Raw genomic sequence first — 13,686 nt, 5'->3', positions numbered from 1 at the left:
ACGCCCGGTTACATTCCGAACCCGGAAGCTAAGCCTTTCAGCGCCGATGGTACTGCAGGGGGGACCCTGTGGGAGAGTAGGACGCCGCCGAACAATCTTTCAGGACCCGTGGTCCCAGCGTTCAGCTGGGACCACGGGTCCTTTTTGTTTTGCTTGATTTTCTCCGAAGCGCATCGGGTAGCCGGCTGCGCGAGAATGACTGCGGTAGCAGAAGACAGGAGCCATGACGATGTCCACCAACTCCTCCGACGACCGTCCGGAGCGCGAGCCGCGTCGCCGGGACGGTGGCAGCGACCGGGGCGGTTACCGAGGCGGGCCCCGCCGGGACGACAGCCGTGGTGGATACGGGCGTCGTGACGACCGTCGTGACGACCGTAGGGACGACAACCGTGGTGGTGGTTTCCGCGGCGGTGACCGCCGTGACGACCGCGGTGGTTCCTTCCCACGGGACGACCGCGGCTATGGGCGCCGTGACGACCGTAGGGACGACAGCCGTGGAAGCCGTTTCCCGCGGGACGACCGCGGCTACTGGCGCAGGGACGACCGTCGTGATGACCGTGGTCCGCGTCGGGACGACGACCGCGGGGGCTTCCGTCGTGATGACCGTCGTGACGATCGTGCCCCGCGTCGGGATGACCGTCGTGACGATCGCGGCGGGTTCCGTCGTGACGACCGTCGTGATGACCGTGCTCCGCGTCGGGACGACGACCGCGGGGGCTTCCGTCGTGACGATCGTGCCCCGCGTCGGGACGACCGGCGCGACGATCGCGGCGGGTTCCGTCGTGACGACCGTCGCGATGACCGTGCTCCGCGTCGGGATGACCGTCGTGACGATCGCGGCGGGTTCCGTCGTGACGACCGTCGTGATGACCGTGCTCCGCGTCGGGACGATGACCGTGGCGGGTTCCGTCGTGACGACCGTCGCGATGACCGTGGTCCGCGTCGGGATGACCGTCGTGACGACCGCGGTGGGTACCGTCGTGACGATCGTGGTCCGCGTCGGGATGACGACCGTGGCGGGTTCCGTCGTGACGATCGTGGTCCGCGTCGGGATGACGACCGTGGCGGGTTCCGTCGCGATGACCGTGGTCCGCGTCGGGACGATGACCGTGGCGGGTTCCGTCGCGATGACCGTGGTCCGCGTCGGGACGACGACCGCGGGGGCTTCCGCCGTGACGACCGGGCGCGGGGGCCTCGCCGGGACGACCGTGACCGCGACAGGGACCGTGGGGGCTACCGCGGGCGGGACGACCGGGGTGGGTACGGGCGTCGTGACGACCGTGACCGGGACCGTGGGCGGGACCGTGACCGGGAGCCGATCAAGCGGCTGCCGATCCCCGAGGACGTCACCGGCGACGAGATCGACAAGGACGTGCGGCAGGAGCTTCAGAGCCTGCCGAAGACGCTTGCCGAGGACGTCGCGAGGAACCTCGTCATGGTCGCGCGGCTGATCGACGAGGACCCGGAGCGCGCGTACGGGTACTCGCGTGTGGCTCTGCGGCTCGCGTCGCGGGTCGCAGCGGTGCGGGAGGCCGCCGGCTTCGCCGCGTACGCGACGCAGAAGTTCTCGGAGGCGCTCGCGGAGTTCCGGGCGGCTCGCCGGATGACCGGGAGCGTCGAGCTGTGGCCCGTGATGGCCGACTGCGAGCGTGGGATGGGCCGCCCCGAGCGCGCGCTGGCGATGGCCGGCGAGCCCGAGGTGCAGAAGCTCGACAAGGCGGGTCAGGTCGAGATGAGGCTCGTCGCCGCCGGGGCCCGTCGGGACATGGGGCAGCTGGAGGCCGCCATCGTCACCCTGCAGAGCTCGGAGCTGGCGTCGAACTCCGTACAGCCGTGGACCGCGCGACTGCGCTACGCGTACGCGGACGCGCTGCTGGCGGCCGGTCGCGAGGGCGAGGCACGTGAGTGGTTCGCCAAGGCCGTCGAGGCGGACAAGGACGGGGCGACGGACGCCTCCGACCGGCTTGCCGAGATGGACGGCGTGGAGTTCGTCGACGCGATGACCGACGAGCCGGACACTGCTGAGCCGGACACTGCTGAGCCGGACACTGCTGAGCCGGACGCCGCTGAGTCGGACGCCGCTGAGTCGGACGCCGTTCAGTCGGCCGAGGACGAGTCGGAGGAAGCGACTGTCGAAGCGACTGCCGAAACGGCCGGCGACGAGGGGCAGCACGAGACCGGTACGGACGAGGCCTGATCCGCTGATCCGGCCGGGCCTCCGCTGACACACGGACGGGCCGGCACCCACTCGGGTGCCGGCCCGTCCGTCTTTCGTCGCACGGTCCGTACGGGTCGGTTCGTCAGTCGAAGTTCAAGCTGCGCAGGACCAGGCCCGTCGCCGGCTTCGGGCCGAACGACGTCGACTTGCGCGGCATCGTGACGCCCTGCTGGGCGAGTTCCCGGACGACGTCCTCACGTACGGGATGCATCAGCACCGCCGTACCGCCACGGCGCTCGGCCTGGACGACAGCCGCCTCGGTGTCGTGGATGTAGGCGATGTCCTCGGGCCGGTCCGGGACGCGCCAGATGTGGTCCAGCAGCGTGGCGTGCAGGACGGTCGCGTCGAGCTTGCGCCAGGCGTCCGGGCGGTCTGCCGGGATCGTGCGGGCCAGCAGATCGGCATCCGGGCGGTCGAGGAGATGGAAGCGGCCGTCCCCCGCGAGCAGGAAGGCGTTGCCTTCGGCGGCCGCGGAGGCCAGGACTTCGAGGGCGTGCGGGAGGGGGCCGTCGACGTCCCGTACCCGGAAGAGGCCCTCCACCGCGGCGAGCGCGTCCGCTACCGGGAGCCGGTTCAGCAGGCGGTGGATCGCGCGGACCTGGAGCGGATAGATGGCCGTGTCGATCAGGAGCACCAGGCCGTAGTCCCACGCCCCGGGAACGGGCTGCTCGTCGCGGAGACGGAGGTACGTGGCCCAGCGGTGGTGCCCGTCGGCGATCAGAGCCTGCTGGTGGGTGAGGTCCGCGGAGATCTGCGCCAGGTCCGCCGGGTCGGTGACCGACCAGAGGCGGTGGCTGAAGCCGTCCTCCGTCGTCGTGGACAGCAGCGCCGAGCCGTGGATGACGCGTTCGATGACGGCGGAGGCCCCGGTCGCGGTGCCGTCACTGCGGTACGTGAACAGCAGCGGCTCCAGATTGGCGGCGGTGGTGCGCATCAGGGCCGCCCGGTCGGCCACCACGTGCGGCATCACGTCCTCGTGCGGGAGCACGATGCCCTCGTCCGGGGCCGACAGTGCCAGCGCGCCGATGATTCCACGCTGCAGAACGTTGCCCCTGCGCTGCTCGTAGACGTAGAGCGACGGCACCGGATCGGGTGCGAGGACGCCCTCGGCCAGCCAGCGGTCCAGGGTCTCGGCGGCCTGCTCGTGGCGGGCCTCGGCCGTGGCTGCCTGGGGGAGGATCAGCCGGACGATGTTGTAGGGGTCAGCGGACTCCAGGTGGTGGAGTCCGTCCGGGCGTACGACGACGTCGTACGGGGGTGAGGTCACGGCGGCGAGGCTGCCGACCCGCTCGGGGACATAGCGCAGTCCGCGGAACGGGATCATGTGCAGACCGTCGTCGGCCGCGTCACCTCTCGTGTTCATTCAGGCATCGTATGTGGCTGAGGCGATGAGCGATGATCGGGGGAGCAACGAGCGATCAACAAAAGCCACCCATGAAGGAGCGGAACAGTATGGGCGAGCAGGCCAGGACGAGGCCGAGCGGCAGCGCGCGGGCGCTGTGCGCTGTGTACGACACGGCACTGCTCGACCTCGACGGGGTGGTGTACGCGGGCGGTGAGGCGATCGCGTACGCCGTGGACTCGCTCGGAACGGCGCGCGACGGCGGCATGCATCTGGCGTACGTCACGAACAACGCGCTGCGCACTCCGGACGCGGTGGCGCGCCATCTCACCGAGCTGGGAGTGCCGGCGGCGCCCGCGGACGTCATCACCTCGGCGCAGGCGGTGGCGCGGCTCATCGCCGAGCAGGTCCCGGCGGGTGCGCGGGTGCTGGTGGTCGGCGGCGAGGGGCTGCGGGTCGCGCTGCGCGAACGCGGGCTGGAGCCGGTGGAGTCCGCGGACGACGATCCCGCCGCCGTCGTGCAGGGATACGGCGGTCCCGAGCAGCCGTGGGGGCGGCTCGCGGAGGCGTGTTACGCGATCGCCCGCGGGGTGCCGTGGTTCGCGTCCAACACGGATCTGACGATTCCGAGCGCGCGGGGGATCGCGCCGGGGAACGGCGCGGCGGTCGAGGTCGTACGGATCACAACGGGTGCCGAGCCGCAGATCGCGGGGAAGCCGCTGCCGCCGATGCACCGGGAAACGATTCTGCGGACGGGTGCCGAGCGGCCGCTGGTGGTCGGGGACCGGCTGGACACGGACATCGAGGGCGCGATCAACGGGGGTGTGGACTCGCTGCTCGTTCTGACCGGGGTGACGAACGCGGCGCAGCTGCTGGCAGCGGAACCGAAGCACCGGCCGACATATGTGGATGCGGATCTGCGGGGGCTGCTGACCGGGCAGCCCGAAGTGGTCGACGCCGGGCCCGGATTCGGCTGTGGCGGCTGGACCGCGTCAGCCCGTGTCGACACCCTCGTACTGGACGGGGAAGGCGAACCGCTGGACGGGCTGCGGGCGTTGTGCGCGGCGGCGTGGACGCACGCGGGGGATGCTGCGAGCACGCTCGACGCGGAGAAGGCGCTGGCCAGGCTGGGCCGGTGACCCGGGGCTCAGCGGGGTTCCCTGACCCGAGCGAGCGCAATAGGAGGGTAGGCTAACCTAACTGCGTGTTGGTCGACAGTCTCCCCGAACAGAGCGCGGAACCGACTTCGGCAGCCGCAGCGCCGGAGCCGCGCAAGCGTCATGCGCTGCGCGCCGCCGGGCTGCTGCTGTCCGTCGGTGTCCTGCTGCTGGTCTGCGTCGCGAGCATCGCGATCGGTGCCAAGTCGGTCCCGGTCGGCGATGTCTGGCACGGGCTCTTCCAGAACTCCGGTACCGGCAACGACGTGATCGTTCACGATGTGCGGGTACCGAGGACCGTGCTCGGGCTGTTGGCCGGTGTGGCGCTCGGTCTGGCGGGCGCGGTGATGCAGGCGCTCACCCGCAACCCGCTCGCCGAGCCGGGGATTCTCGGGGTGAACGCGGGCGCGGCGGCCGCCGTCGTCTCGGCCATCAGCTTCCTCGGCGTCACCTCGCTGACCGACTACATCTGGTTCGCCTTCCTCGGCGCCGGGACCGTGTCGGTGGTCGTGTACGTCCTCGGCGGCAGCCGGGGCGCCACGCCGGTACGGCTCGCGCTCGCCGGCACCGCGGCCACCTATGCGCTCTACGGGTACGTCAACGCCGTACAGCTGCTGGACTCCGCGGCGCTGGACCGGCTGCGCTTCTGGACGGTCGGATCGCTCGCATCGGCCGACCCCGGGACCATCGGCAGGGTGGCCCCGTTCATCGGCGCCGGCGTACTGCTCGCGCTGCTGATCGCCCGGCCGCTGAACGCGATGGAGATGGGCGACGACACCGCCCGCGCGCTCGGCGCCCATCTCACGCGCACCCGCGTTCTGGCCATGGTCGCGATCACGCTGCTCTGCGGAGCCGCGACCGCGGCCTGCGGGCCGATCGTCTTCATCGGGCTGATGGTGCCGCATCTCGTACGGGCCATCACCGGCCCCGACATGCGATGGATCATTCCCTACGCGGCCGTGCTCTCGCCGGTGCTGCTGCTCGGTGCCGATGTCGTCGGCCGGGTCGTCGCCCGGCCCTCGGAGCTGCAGGTCGGCATCGTCACCGCGGTCATCGGCGGCCCGGTCTTCATCTACCTCGTACGCCGCAAGAGGATGGCGCAGCTGTGAGAGCCGTGAAAGCGATACGTACTCCGGGCGGACTCTCCGTCCGTGTGGACCCGAGGGCGTCCGTCGTCGTCCTGCTGCTGGTCGCCGCCGCCCTGGCGGCGGCCGTCCTGCTCGTCGGCAGCGGCGACTTCCCGATGACGCCCGGCGAGGTCGTCGCCACGCTGCTCGGCAACGGCACGCCCGCGCAGGAGTTCATCGTCAACGACCTGCGGCTGCCGCGGGTGCTGGTGGGCCTCCTGGTCGGTGCGGCGCTCGCGGTGGGCGGTGCCGTCTTCCAGTCCATCTCCCGCAATCCGCTGGGAAGTCCGGATGTGCTCGGGTTCGGGCAGGGCTCGGTGGTGGGCGCGCTCATCGTGATCGTGCTGTTCCAGGGCGGGGCGTTCGCCGTCGCGGGCGGTGCGGTCGTCGGCGGACTGCTGACGGGTCTGGGCGTCTATCTGCTCGCCTGGAAGCGAGGGGTGCACGGCTACCGGCTGGTGCTTGTCGGCATCGGCGTCATGGCGATGCTCACCGGCGTCACCCACTACCTGCTCACCAAGGCAAACCTGGTCGACGCGACCCGTGCCGTGCTCTGGATGACCGGTTCGCTCGACGGCCGCGACTGGGCCCAGTTCTGGCCGCTGCTCGCCGTCTGCGCGGTGCTCGTCCCGCTGTGCCTCGGCTACGGACGACCGCTGCGGATGCTGGAGATGGGCGACGACGCGGCGTACGCGCTCGGCGTCCGGGTCGAGCGGACCCGTGCCGTCCTGATCGGCTCGGCCGTCCTGCTCACGGCCACCGCGACCGCCGCCGCCGGGCCGGTCGCCTTCGTGGCGCTCAGCGCGCCGCAGCTGGCCCGCCGGCTGACCCGTTCGCCCGGCCCCAACCTCGCCGCGTCCGCCGTGATGGGCGCCGCCCTGCTGCTGAGCGCGGACTGGATCGCCACCTCGGCGTTCGGCGACCGGCAACTGCCGGTCGGTGTGGTCACGGGCGTGCTCGGCGGCTGCTATCTGCTCTGGCTGCTCGTCACCGAACGCAGGGCGGGACGGATATGACGAGCCCCGCCCGGCCCGGGCGTACGACCGCAGACCCGCACCCGACGACCGTGACAAACCCCAGGAGCCCCATGAGTACGTCCATGCAGCGCCTCACCGCGGAATCGGTCACCCTCGCCTACGACCAGCGGGTCATCGCCGAGGACCTCTCGGTCGAGATACCCGACAACTCGTTCACGGTGATCGTCGGCCCGAACGCCTGCGGCAAGTCCACGCTGCTGCGCGCGCTCTCGCGGATGCTCAGGCCCAGCCAGGGCCGCGTGCTGCTCGACGGGCAGGCGATCCACTCGATGCCCGCGAAGAAGGTCGCAAGGACGCTGGGGCTGCTTCCCCAGTCGTCGATCGCCCCCGACGGCATCACCGTCGGCGACCTCGTCGCCCGGGGCCGCTACCCGCACCAGGGCCTGCTGCGCCAGTGGTCCCGTGAGGACGAACGGATCGTCCAGGAGTCGATGGCCGCGACCGGGGTCGCCGAACTCGCCGACCGCTACGTCGACGAGCTCTCCGGCGGACAGCGCCAGCGGGTCTGGATCGCGATGGCGCTCGCCCAGCAGACCCCGCTGCTGCTGCTCGACGAGCCCACCACGTTCCTCGACATCCAGCACCAGCTGGAGATCCTCGACCTCTGCGGCGAGCTGCACGAGACGCAGGGCCGCACCCTCGTCGCCGTACTCCACGACCTCAACCAGGCCGCCCGGTACGCGACCCACCTCATCGCGATGCGGGACGGGAAGATCGAGGCGGAGGGAGCGCCCGGTGATGTCGTCACCGCCGAGCTGGTCGAACAGGTCTTCGGCGTGCGCTCGCAGGTGATCGACGATCCGGAGACGGGTACGCCGCTGGTGGTGCCGCTGGCCCGGCGCCGTGGGGCGGCCCCCAGGACGCCCCAGGAGGCCTCCGGGGAGCCGTCCGCGCCCGCTGCCGATGCGGTGACTACAGCAGCGCCCTGAGGCGCAGCAGATCGCGGAAGCCGGCCTCGAGCCTGACCCGGCCCGAGGCCCAGGCCTTCGCGAAGTTCAGCTCCCCGTCGACCATCGCCACCAGGTCGTCACCGGTCATCGCGAGCCGGATCTCCGCCTTCTGCGCCGGTGGGCCGTCCAGTGTGTCCCCCACCTCGATCCGGCCCGCCGAGAGGCGCCCGGTGAAGGTGATGTCCAGGTCCTTGATGTGGCAGCTCAGGGAACGGTCGAGCGCGGTCGCGCTGCGCACGTCACCGTCCGCCTTTGCCAGGTTGTCCGAAAGTCTGTCGAGTGCGCTGCGGCACTCCTCCGTGGTCGCCATCGTGATCGACGGTACCCCAGGGCTTCGCGGTAGCGTCTGGGCATGAGCGACTCGATGCCGGGCCCGGAACCGGAAACGCCGGAAACGTCCGAGGAGGCCGCCGACGGGGCGCACGACCCCGCCGCGCCCGCCCCCCTCGGCGTCGCGCGCGTCCCCACGGGCCATGCAGGGGTGGACGCGCACCTGGAGCGACTGGCTGATGCCGATCACCTCCCGGCCGACGGCCACCTGGAGGTGTACGAGGATGTACACAGAGGGCTGCGTGACGCGCTGACCGCGCTGGACGCCCGCCCGGACGACTCGTACGACCACAGGAGCTGAACCGAACGTGGCAGGAGTGGCACGCCGCCGTCTCGACGCCGAGCTGGTACGCCGCAAGCTCGCCCGCTCGCGCGAGCACGCGAGCCAGTTGATCGCGGCAGGGCGGGTGACCGTCGGCGGAAACACCGCCACGAAGTCCGCCACCCAGGTCGAGACCAGTGCCGCCATCGTCGTCGCCCAGGACGACAGCGATCCCGAGTACGTCTCGCGCGGCGGCCACAAGCTCGCCGGCGCGTTCGAGGCCTTCGTGCCGCAGGGGCTGAAGGTCGAGGGGCGGCGGGCGCTGGACGCGGGCGCGTCCACCGGCGGGTTCACCGACGTGCTGCTCCGGGCCGGGGCCGCGCATGTCGTCGCCGTCGACGTGGGCTACGGCCAGCTCGCCTGGTCCCTGCAGAGCGATGAACGTGTGACGGTCAAGGACCGTACCAATGTGCGTGAGTTGACCCTGGAGACGATCGACGGGGAGGCGGTGGACCTGATCGTCGGTGATCTGTCCTTCATCCCGCTCGGCCTCGTGCTGCCCGCGCTGGTGCGCTGCACGGCGCCCGGCGCCGATCTCGTCCTCATGGTCAAGCCGCAGTTCGAGGTCGGCAAGGAGCGGCTCGGCAGCGGCGGAGTGGTGCGCAGCCCGGAGCTGCGCGCCGAGGCCGTACGGACCGTGGCGCGGCAGGCAGGCGAGCTGGGTCTGGGCGTGCTCGGAGTGACCGCCAGTCCGCTGCCCGGGCCCTCCGGCAATGTCGAGTACTTTCTGTGGCTCCGGGCCGGGGCACCGGACCTTGACCCGGCGGATGTCGATCGTGCAGTGGCGGAGGGGCCGCGTTGACCGATACGAGCACGGATACGAAGACACGTACCCGCACGGTTTTCCTGCTGGCGCACACCGGTCGGCCCGCGGCCATCCGGAGCGCCGAACTCGTCGTCCAGGGCCTGCTGCGCGCCGGCCTCGGGGTGCGGGTGCTCGCCTTCGAGGCGGCGGATCTCCCGCTGCCGTCGACGGTGGAGACGGTCCCGGAGGCCACGCCCGAGGTGCTGGACGGCTGTGAGCTGCTGATCGTGCTGGGCGGCGACGGGACGCTGCTGCGCGGTGCGGAGTTCGCCCGCGCGTCGGGTGTGCCGATGCTCGGCGTCAATCTGGGGCGGGTGGGCTTCCTCGCGGAGGCCGAGCGTGACGACCTGGACAAGGTTGTCGACCGGGTCGTGACCCGTGCGTACGAGGTCGAGGAGCGGATGACCCTCGATGTCGCCGTACGCAGCAACGGCGACATAGTGCACCGGGACTGGGCGCTCAACGAAGCCGCCGTGCAGAAGGTCTCGCCCGAGCGGATGCTGGAGGTCGTCCTGGAGATCGACGGGCGGCCGGTGACCGGCTTCGGCTGCGACGGCATCGTCTGCGCCACCCCGACGGGCTCGACCGCCTACGCCTTCTCTGCGGGCGGTCCTGTGGTGTGGCCGGAGGTCGAGGCCCTGCTCATGGTGCCGATCAGTGCACACGCCCTGTTCGCCAAGCCGCTGGTCACCTCACCGACGTCCGTCCTCGCGGTGGAGGTGCAGCCGAACACGCCGCACGGTGTGCTGTGGTGCGACGGCCGCCGCGCGGTCGAGCTGCCCCCGGCGGCCCGCGTGGAGGTCCGGCGGGGTGCGGTGCCGGTGCGGCTGGCGCGGCTGCACCACGCGTCGTTCACCGACCGTCTCGTGGCGAAGTTCGCGCTCCCCGTCTCGGGCTGGCGCGGCGCGCCGCATTGAGTCCTGCGGGCGGGTTGCGGAGCGGCGGGTGTTCTGCGGCGTGGGCCCGGGCGCCGGAAGGCCCTGCGGGCGGGTTGCGGAGCGGCCGGTATCGCGGGTTCGCCGGTACCGCCGGTTCGCCGGTACCGAGGGTTTGCTGGTACTGCGGGGTGGCCCCGTGCGTCCGTCCTCAAGCTCCCCCTACGCCCTGCGGCGTGGGGGCCCCAGCGGGCTCGACACGTGCCCGGTACCGCGGGGGAGGGCCACCCCGGTGGGTGACGGCAGGCGTCCCCGACCTGCGGCTCCGTGCGCGCGGGGCGGGGGCCGTCGCACAGCCGGGCCCGGACCTCGTAAGGTCTTCCCCGTGTTGGAGGAGATGCGGATACGGTCGCTCGGGGTCATCGACGATGCCGTCGTCGAGCTGTCGCCCGGATTCACTGCGGTGACGGGTGAGACCGGTGCGGGCAAGACCATGGTCGTCACCAGCCTCGGCCTGCTGCTCGGCGGGCGCGCCGACCCCGCCCTGGTGCGGCTCGGCGCAAAGTCGGCGGTCGTCGAGGGGCGGGTCACCGTGCCCGCCGGTGGCTCCGCGGCCGTACGGGCCGAGGAGGCCGGGGCCGAACTCGACGACGGTGCGCTGCTGATCAGCCGGACGATCTCCGCGGAGGGACGCTCGCGCGCCCACCTCGGCGGGCGTTCCGTGCCGGTCGGCATGCTCACCGAACTTGCCGACGAACTCGTCGCCGTACACGGCCAGACCGACCAGCAAGGGCTGCTCAAGCCCGCGCGGCAACGGCAGGCCCTCGACCGGTACGCGGGTGGCACGGTCACCGGGCCGCACGAGAAGTACGCGGCGGCCTACCGGCGGCTGCGGTCGGTGACCGCCGAGCTGGCCGAGCTGACCACGCTCGCCCGCGAGCGCGCCCAGGAAGCGGATCTGCTGCGCTTCGGGCTGAACGAGGTCGCGGGCGTCGAGCCGCGCGCCGGTGAGGACGTCGAACTGGCCGCCGAGGCCGAGCGTCTCGGCCACGCCGAGGCCCTCGCGTCCGCGGCGTCCGTCGCACACGCCGCGCTCGCCGGAAACCCGGAGGACCCCGAGGGCGTCGACGCGACCACGCTGGTCGCGGGCGCCGGGCGGGCCCTGGACGCCGTACGGTCCCACGACCCCGCGCTCGCCGCGCTCGCCGACCGGATGGGCGAGATCTCCATCCTGCTCGCGGATGTCGCCGGAGAGCTCGCCGGGTACGCGGACAACCTCGACGCCGATCCGCTGCGGCTCGCCGCGGTCGAGGAACGGCGGGCCGCGCTCACCGGGCTCACCCGTAAGTACGGCGAGGACATCAACGCCGTACTGGCCTGGGCCGAGGAGAGCGCCGGCCGCCTCACCGAGCTGGAGGGCGACGACGACCGCATCGGCGAGCTGACCGTCGAACGCGACGCGCTGCGCGCCGAACTCTCCGGGCTGGCACAGGCGCTGACCGATGCCCGTACGGAGGCGGCGGCGCGGTTCGCCGAGGCGGTGACCGCGGAGCTGGCGTCGCTCGCGATGCCGCATGCCCGCGTGTCCTTCGCCATCCGGCAGTCCGAGGACCCGGACGGCATCGAGGTCGGCGGCCGGCTCGTCGCGTACACGCCGTCCGGTGTGGACGAGGTCGAGCTGCTGCTCGCGCCGCACCCCGGCGCTCAGCCGCGGCCGATCGCCAAGGGCGCGTCCGGCGGTGAGCTGTCGCGCGTGATGCTCGCCGTGGAGGTCGTCTTCGCCGGGACCGATCCGGTGCCGACGTACCTCTTCGACGAGGTGGACGCGGGCGTCGGCGGCAAGGCGGCGGTGGAGATCGGGCGCCGGCTCGCGAAGCTGGCGAAGACGGCGCAGGTCGTCGTGGTCACCCACCTGCCGCAGGTCGCTGCTTTCGCGGACCGGCAGCTGCTCGTCGAGAAGACCAACGACGGGTCGGTGACCCGGTCCGGGGTGACCGTGCTGACGGGCGAGGACCGGGTGCGGGAGCTGTCGCGGATGCTGGCGGGGCAGGAGGACTCGGAGACGGCGCGGGCGCACGCGGAGGAGTTGCTGGCGGCTGCGCGGAGCGAGGTCTAGGGCGTGTTGCGAAAGTAGCGCCGTCCGCCCGGAGGGCGGGGCCCGCGGCGTCTGGTGCGTGCGATCGCAAGGCGGAGGACCATCCTCGTACTGGACGTACTCGGATGAGTCCGACAACGCAGCGTGGGGGCACCTCCCGTGCCCGAAGGGCTACGGGGGAGGGCGTGCCAGGCGTCGTGGGCCAGGCGGGGCTTTCGCAACACGCCCTAGAGCCTGTCGCGTCCTGAATCCTTCGGGGGCTGCCGCCCCCACACCCCCACCACGGACGGCATGCGGCGCAGCCGGTGCCGTTGACGTGCCCGGTACCGGGGTGCGCGGTGCGCCTGTGGGTGGGGTCGGGGGCCCTCCGGGCTCGATTCCTCGGGGCCGGCAGACCTCCGCATACCGTGGAGAAACCCGGCACTTACCGGCGATCCCTGCGGGCGACCCTGCACGCCCCTCCTACGCCCTGTGGCGTCTCTCCCTTGTGGTCGGTCGCTCGGCACGACGGGCAGTCGCCGAACGGGCCGGGAGGGGGCGTGCAGGGTCCCCCGCAGGGGATTGGGGAAGTGCCGGGCCACTGAACGGCATCGGCGCCCACCGAGCCCCGCGGAGGTAACCCGGAGGGCCTCGACCCACCCATCGGCGCCCGCGCACCCCGGTCTAGGGTGACGATCATGGGAACGTTCAGCAGGGTCATCGCGTTCGGCACCGCCGCAGGCGTGACGCGTGTCGCCTACCGCGCGCTCAGAGCACGGACGGGCGGGCATGCGCGCTGGGAGCGTACGAACTACGCCGGGCGCACCGTTGACCTGTGCGCCGGGCCCGCCGTGGCCCTGGGTGCGGCGGCCGGCGCGGTGGCCGCCGGCGTGCCCGCCGCCGCTGTCGCCGTGCTGGCGGCCGGGGCCTGCGGGGCGTACGACGACGTCGCCGGGGACGACCGGCGGGGGTTCAGGGCCCACCTCGGGGCCCTGCGGCAGGGCGAGCTCACCAGCGGCGCCGTGAAGCTGTTCGGGATCGGGGCCGCCGGGCTCCTCGCGGGGGCGGCGATGAAGGAGCGGCCCGTCGACAAGGTGCTCGCGGGGGTCGTGATCGCCGGTACCGCGCACTTCGTGAACCTCGTCGACGTACGGCCCGGCCGCGCCGCGCTCACCGTGCTCGGGCTCGGTGCGCCCGGGCTGCTGCGCGGCCCGCTCGCCGCCGCGCCCATGGCCGCCGCGGCCACCGTCGCCGCCGACGATCTGGGCGAGAGCACCATGCTCGGCGACACCGGGGCGCACGCGCTCGGCGCGGCCCTCGGGGCCGCGATCGCCGCGGGCAACGGCCGCGCGGGGCTGGCGTTCCACGCCGCCGGGCTGGTCGCTGCGGCGGCGTACGGCGACCGGATCACTGCACTCGTACGCTCACCCATGTGAGTGATCCCGGCGG

Annotated in this window: 13 protein-coding genes and 1 rRNA gene; 12 read left to right on the top strand and 2 right to left on the bottom strand. The window is 72.4% G+C overall.

The genetic code is table 11. The features are described from left to right. The 3 genes from rrf to ACZ6ZQ_RS31970 form a co-directional block, all read left to right on the top strand. Positions 1-93, top strand: a 5S ribosomal RNA gene (gene rrf, locus ACZ6ZQ_RS31980); the annotation flags it as partial. A 401-nt stretch (positions 94-494) separates the two neighbouring features. Next, positions 495-1,451, top strand: a complete 957-nt coding sequence (locus ACZ6ZQ_RS31975) for a hypothetical protein (protein WP_469772003.1) — start codon at positions 495-497, stop codon at positions 1,449-1,451. Then, complete coding sequence (locus tag ACZ6ZQ_RS31970) at positions 1,373-2,197, top strand: tetratricopeptide repeat protein (RefSeq protein ID WP_469772002.1); 825 nt, start codon at positions 1,373-1,375, stop codon at positions 2,195-2,197. Before ACZ6ZQ_RS31975 ends, ACZ6ZQ_RS31970 begins: the two co-directional genes overlap by 79 nt. A gap of 103 nt (positions 2,198-2,300) precedes the next feature. Here the strand turns inward: ACZ6ZQ_RS31970 and ACZ6ZQ_RS31965 are convergent, their stop codons facing one another. After that, on the bottom strand, positions 2,301-3,581 hold the full coding sequence (locus ACZ6ZQ_RS31965; protein WP_469772001.1) for a DUF1015 domain-containing protein: 1,281 nt from the start codon (positions 3,579-3,581) through the stop codon (positions 2,301-2,303). Between the two features lie 89 nt (positions 3,582-3,670). On the opposite strand from ACZ6ZQ_RS31965, the gene ACZ6ZQ_RS31960 reads away from it, so the two are divergent. From ACZ6ZQ_RS31960 to ACZ6ZQ_RS31945, 4 genes are all read left to right on the top strand, one after another. Continuing rightward, the gene (locus ACZ6ZQ_RS31960) at positions 3,671-4,699 is read left to right on the top strand and encodes an HAD hydrolase-like protein (protein WP_469772000.1); all 1,029 of its coding nucleotides are present in this window, start codon (positions 3,671-3,673) and stop codon (positions 4,697-4,699) included. Positions 4,700-4,764: 65 nt separating this feature from the next. Next, positions 4,765-5,826, top strand: coding sequence for a FecCD family ABC transporter permease (locus tag ACZ6ZQ_RS31955; RefSeq protein WP_469771999.1), 1,062 nt, complete (start codon positions 4,765-4,767; stop codon positions 5,824-5,826). Then, positions 5,823-6,860 (top strand): FecCD family ABC transporter permease, encoded by a 1,038-nt coding sequence (locus ACZ6ZQ_RS31950; protein ID WP_469771998.1) that lies wholly within the window; start codon positions 5,823-5,825, stop codon positions 6,858-6,860. Before ACZ6ZQ_RS31955 ends, ACZ6ZQ_RS31950 begins: the two co-directional genes overlap by 4 nt. Before the next feature lie 83 nt (positions 6,861-6,943). After that, positions 6,944-7,810 (top strand): ABC transporter ATP-binding protein, encoded by an 867-nt coding sequence (locus ACZ6ZQ_RS31945; protein WP_469772013.1) that lies wholly within the window; start codon positions 6,944-6,946, stop codon positions 7,808-7,810. Here ACZ6ZQ_RS31945 and ACZ6ZQ_RS31940 read toward each other — a convergent pair. After that, positions 7,794-8,141, bottom strand: a complete 348-nt coding sequence (locus ACZ6ZQ_RS31940; protein WP_469771997.1) for an SCP2 sterol-binding domain-containing protein — start codon at positions 8,139-8,141, stop codon at positions 7,794-7,796. The two genes, ACZ6ZQ_RS31945 and ACZ6ZQ_RS31940, sit on opposite strands and share 17 nt — an antisense overlap. Before the next feature lie 42 nt (positions 8,142-8,183). Between ACZ6ZQ_RS31940 and ACZ6ZQ_RS31935 the strand changes: the two genes are divergently transcribed. The 5 genes from ACZ6ZQ_RS31935 (at position 8,184) to ACZ6ZQ_RS31915 (ending at position 13,673) form a co-directional block, all read left to right on the top strand. After that, complete coding sequence (locus tag ACZ6ZQ_RS31935) at positions 8,184-8,462, top strand: hypothetical protein (RefSeq protein WP_469771996.1); 279 nt, start codon at positions 8,184-8,186, stop codon at positions 8,460-8,462. A gap of 7 nt (positions 8,463-8,469) precedes the next feature. Beyond that, complete coding sequence (locus ACZ6ZQ_RS31930) at positions 8,470-9,285, top strand: TlyA family RNA methyltransferase (RefSeq protein ID WP_469771995.1); 816 nt, start codon at positions 8,470-8,472, stop codon at positions 9,283-9,285. Further along, positions 9,282-10,205, top strand: a complete 924-nt coding sequence (locus ACZ6ZQ_RS31925; RefSeq protein ID WP_469771994.1) for an NAD kinase — start codon at positions 9,282-9,284, stop codon at positions 10,203-10,205. The genes ACZ6ZQ_RS31930 and ACZ6ZQ_RS31925 overlap by 4 nt, the downstream gene beginning before the upstream one ends. A gap of 355 nt (positions 10,206-10,560) precedes the next feature. After that, on the top strand, positions 10,561-12,279 hold the full coding sequence (recN, locus tag ACZ6ZQ_RS31920; RefSeq protein ID WP_469772012.1) for a DNA repair protein RecN: 1,719 nt from the start codon (positions 10,561-10,563) through the stop codon (positions 12,277-12,279). A gap of 656 nt (positions 12,280-12,935) precedes the next feature. Continuing rightward, entirely contained in the window at positions 12,936-13,673 is a 738-nt protein-coding gene (locus ACZ6ZQ_RS31915; RefSeq protein WP_469771993.1) for a hypothetical protein, read from the top strand. Positions 13,674-13,686 lie beyond the last annotated feature (13 nt).

It is taken from the genome of Streptomyces sp. NPDC053673 (genome assembly GCF_055585225.1).
Note: the sequence above shows the minus strand (reverse complement) of the source record. Positions and strands in the feature narration are given on the sequence as shown.

Coding starts and splice junctions, on each gene's coding strand:
- ACZ6ZQ_RS31965 (WP_469772001.1), bottom strand. CDS start 3,581: ATGAACACGAGAGGTGACGCGGCCGACGACGGTCTGCACATGATCCCG.
- ACZ6ZQ_RS31960 (WP_469772000.1), top strand. CDS start 3,671: ATGGGCGAGCAGGCCAGGACGAGGCCGAGCGGCAGCGCGCGGGCGCTG.
- ACZ6ZQ_RS31945 (WP_469772013.1), top strand. CDS start 6,944: ATGCAGCGCCTCACCGCGGAATCGGTCACCCTCGCCTACGACCAGCGG.
- ACZ6ZQ_RS31940 (WP_469771997.1), bottom strand. CDS start 8,141: ATGGCGACCACGGAGGAGTGCCGCAGCGCACTCGACAGACTTTCGGAC.
- ACZ6ZQ_RS31935 (WP_469771996.1), top strand. CDS start 8,184: ATGAGCGACTCGATGCCGGGCCCGGAACCGGAAACGCCGGAAACGTCC.
- recN (WP_469772012.1), top strand. CDS start 10,561: ATGCGGATACGGTCGCTCGGGGTCATCGACGATGCCGTCGTCGAGCTG.
- ACZ6ZQ_RS31915 (WP_469771993.1), top strand. CDS start 12,936: ATGGGAACGTTCAGCAGGGTCATCGCGTTCGGCACCGCCGCAGGCGTG.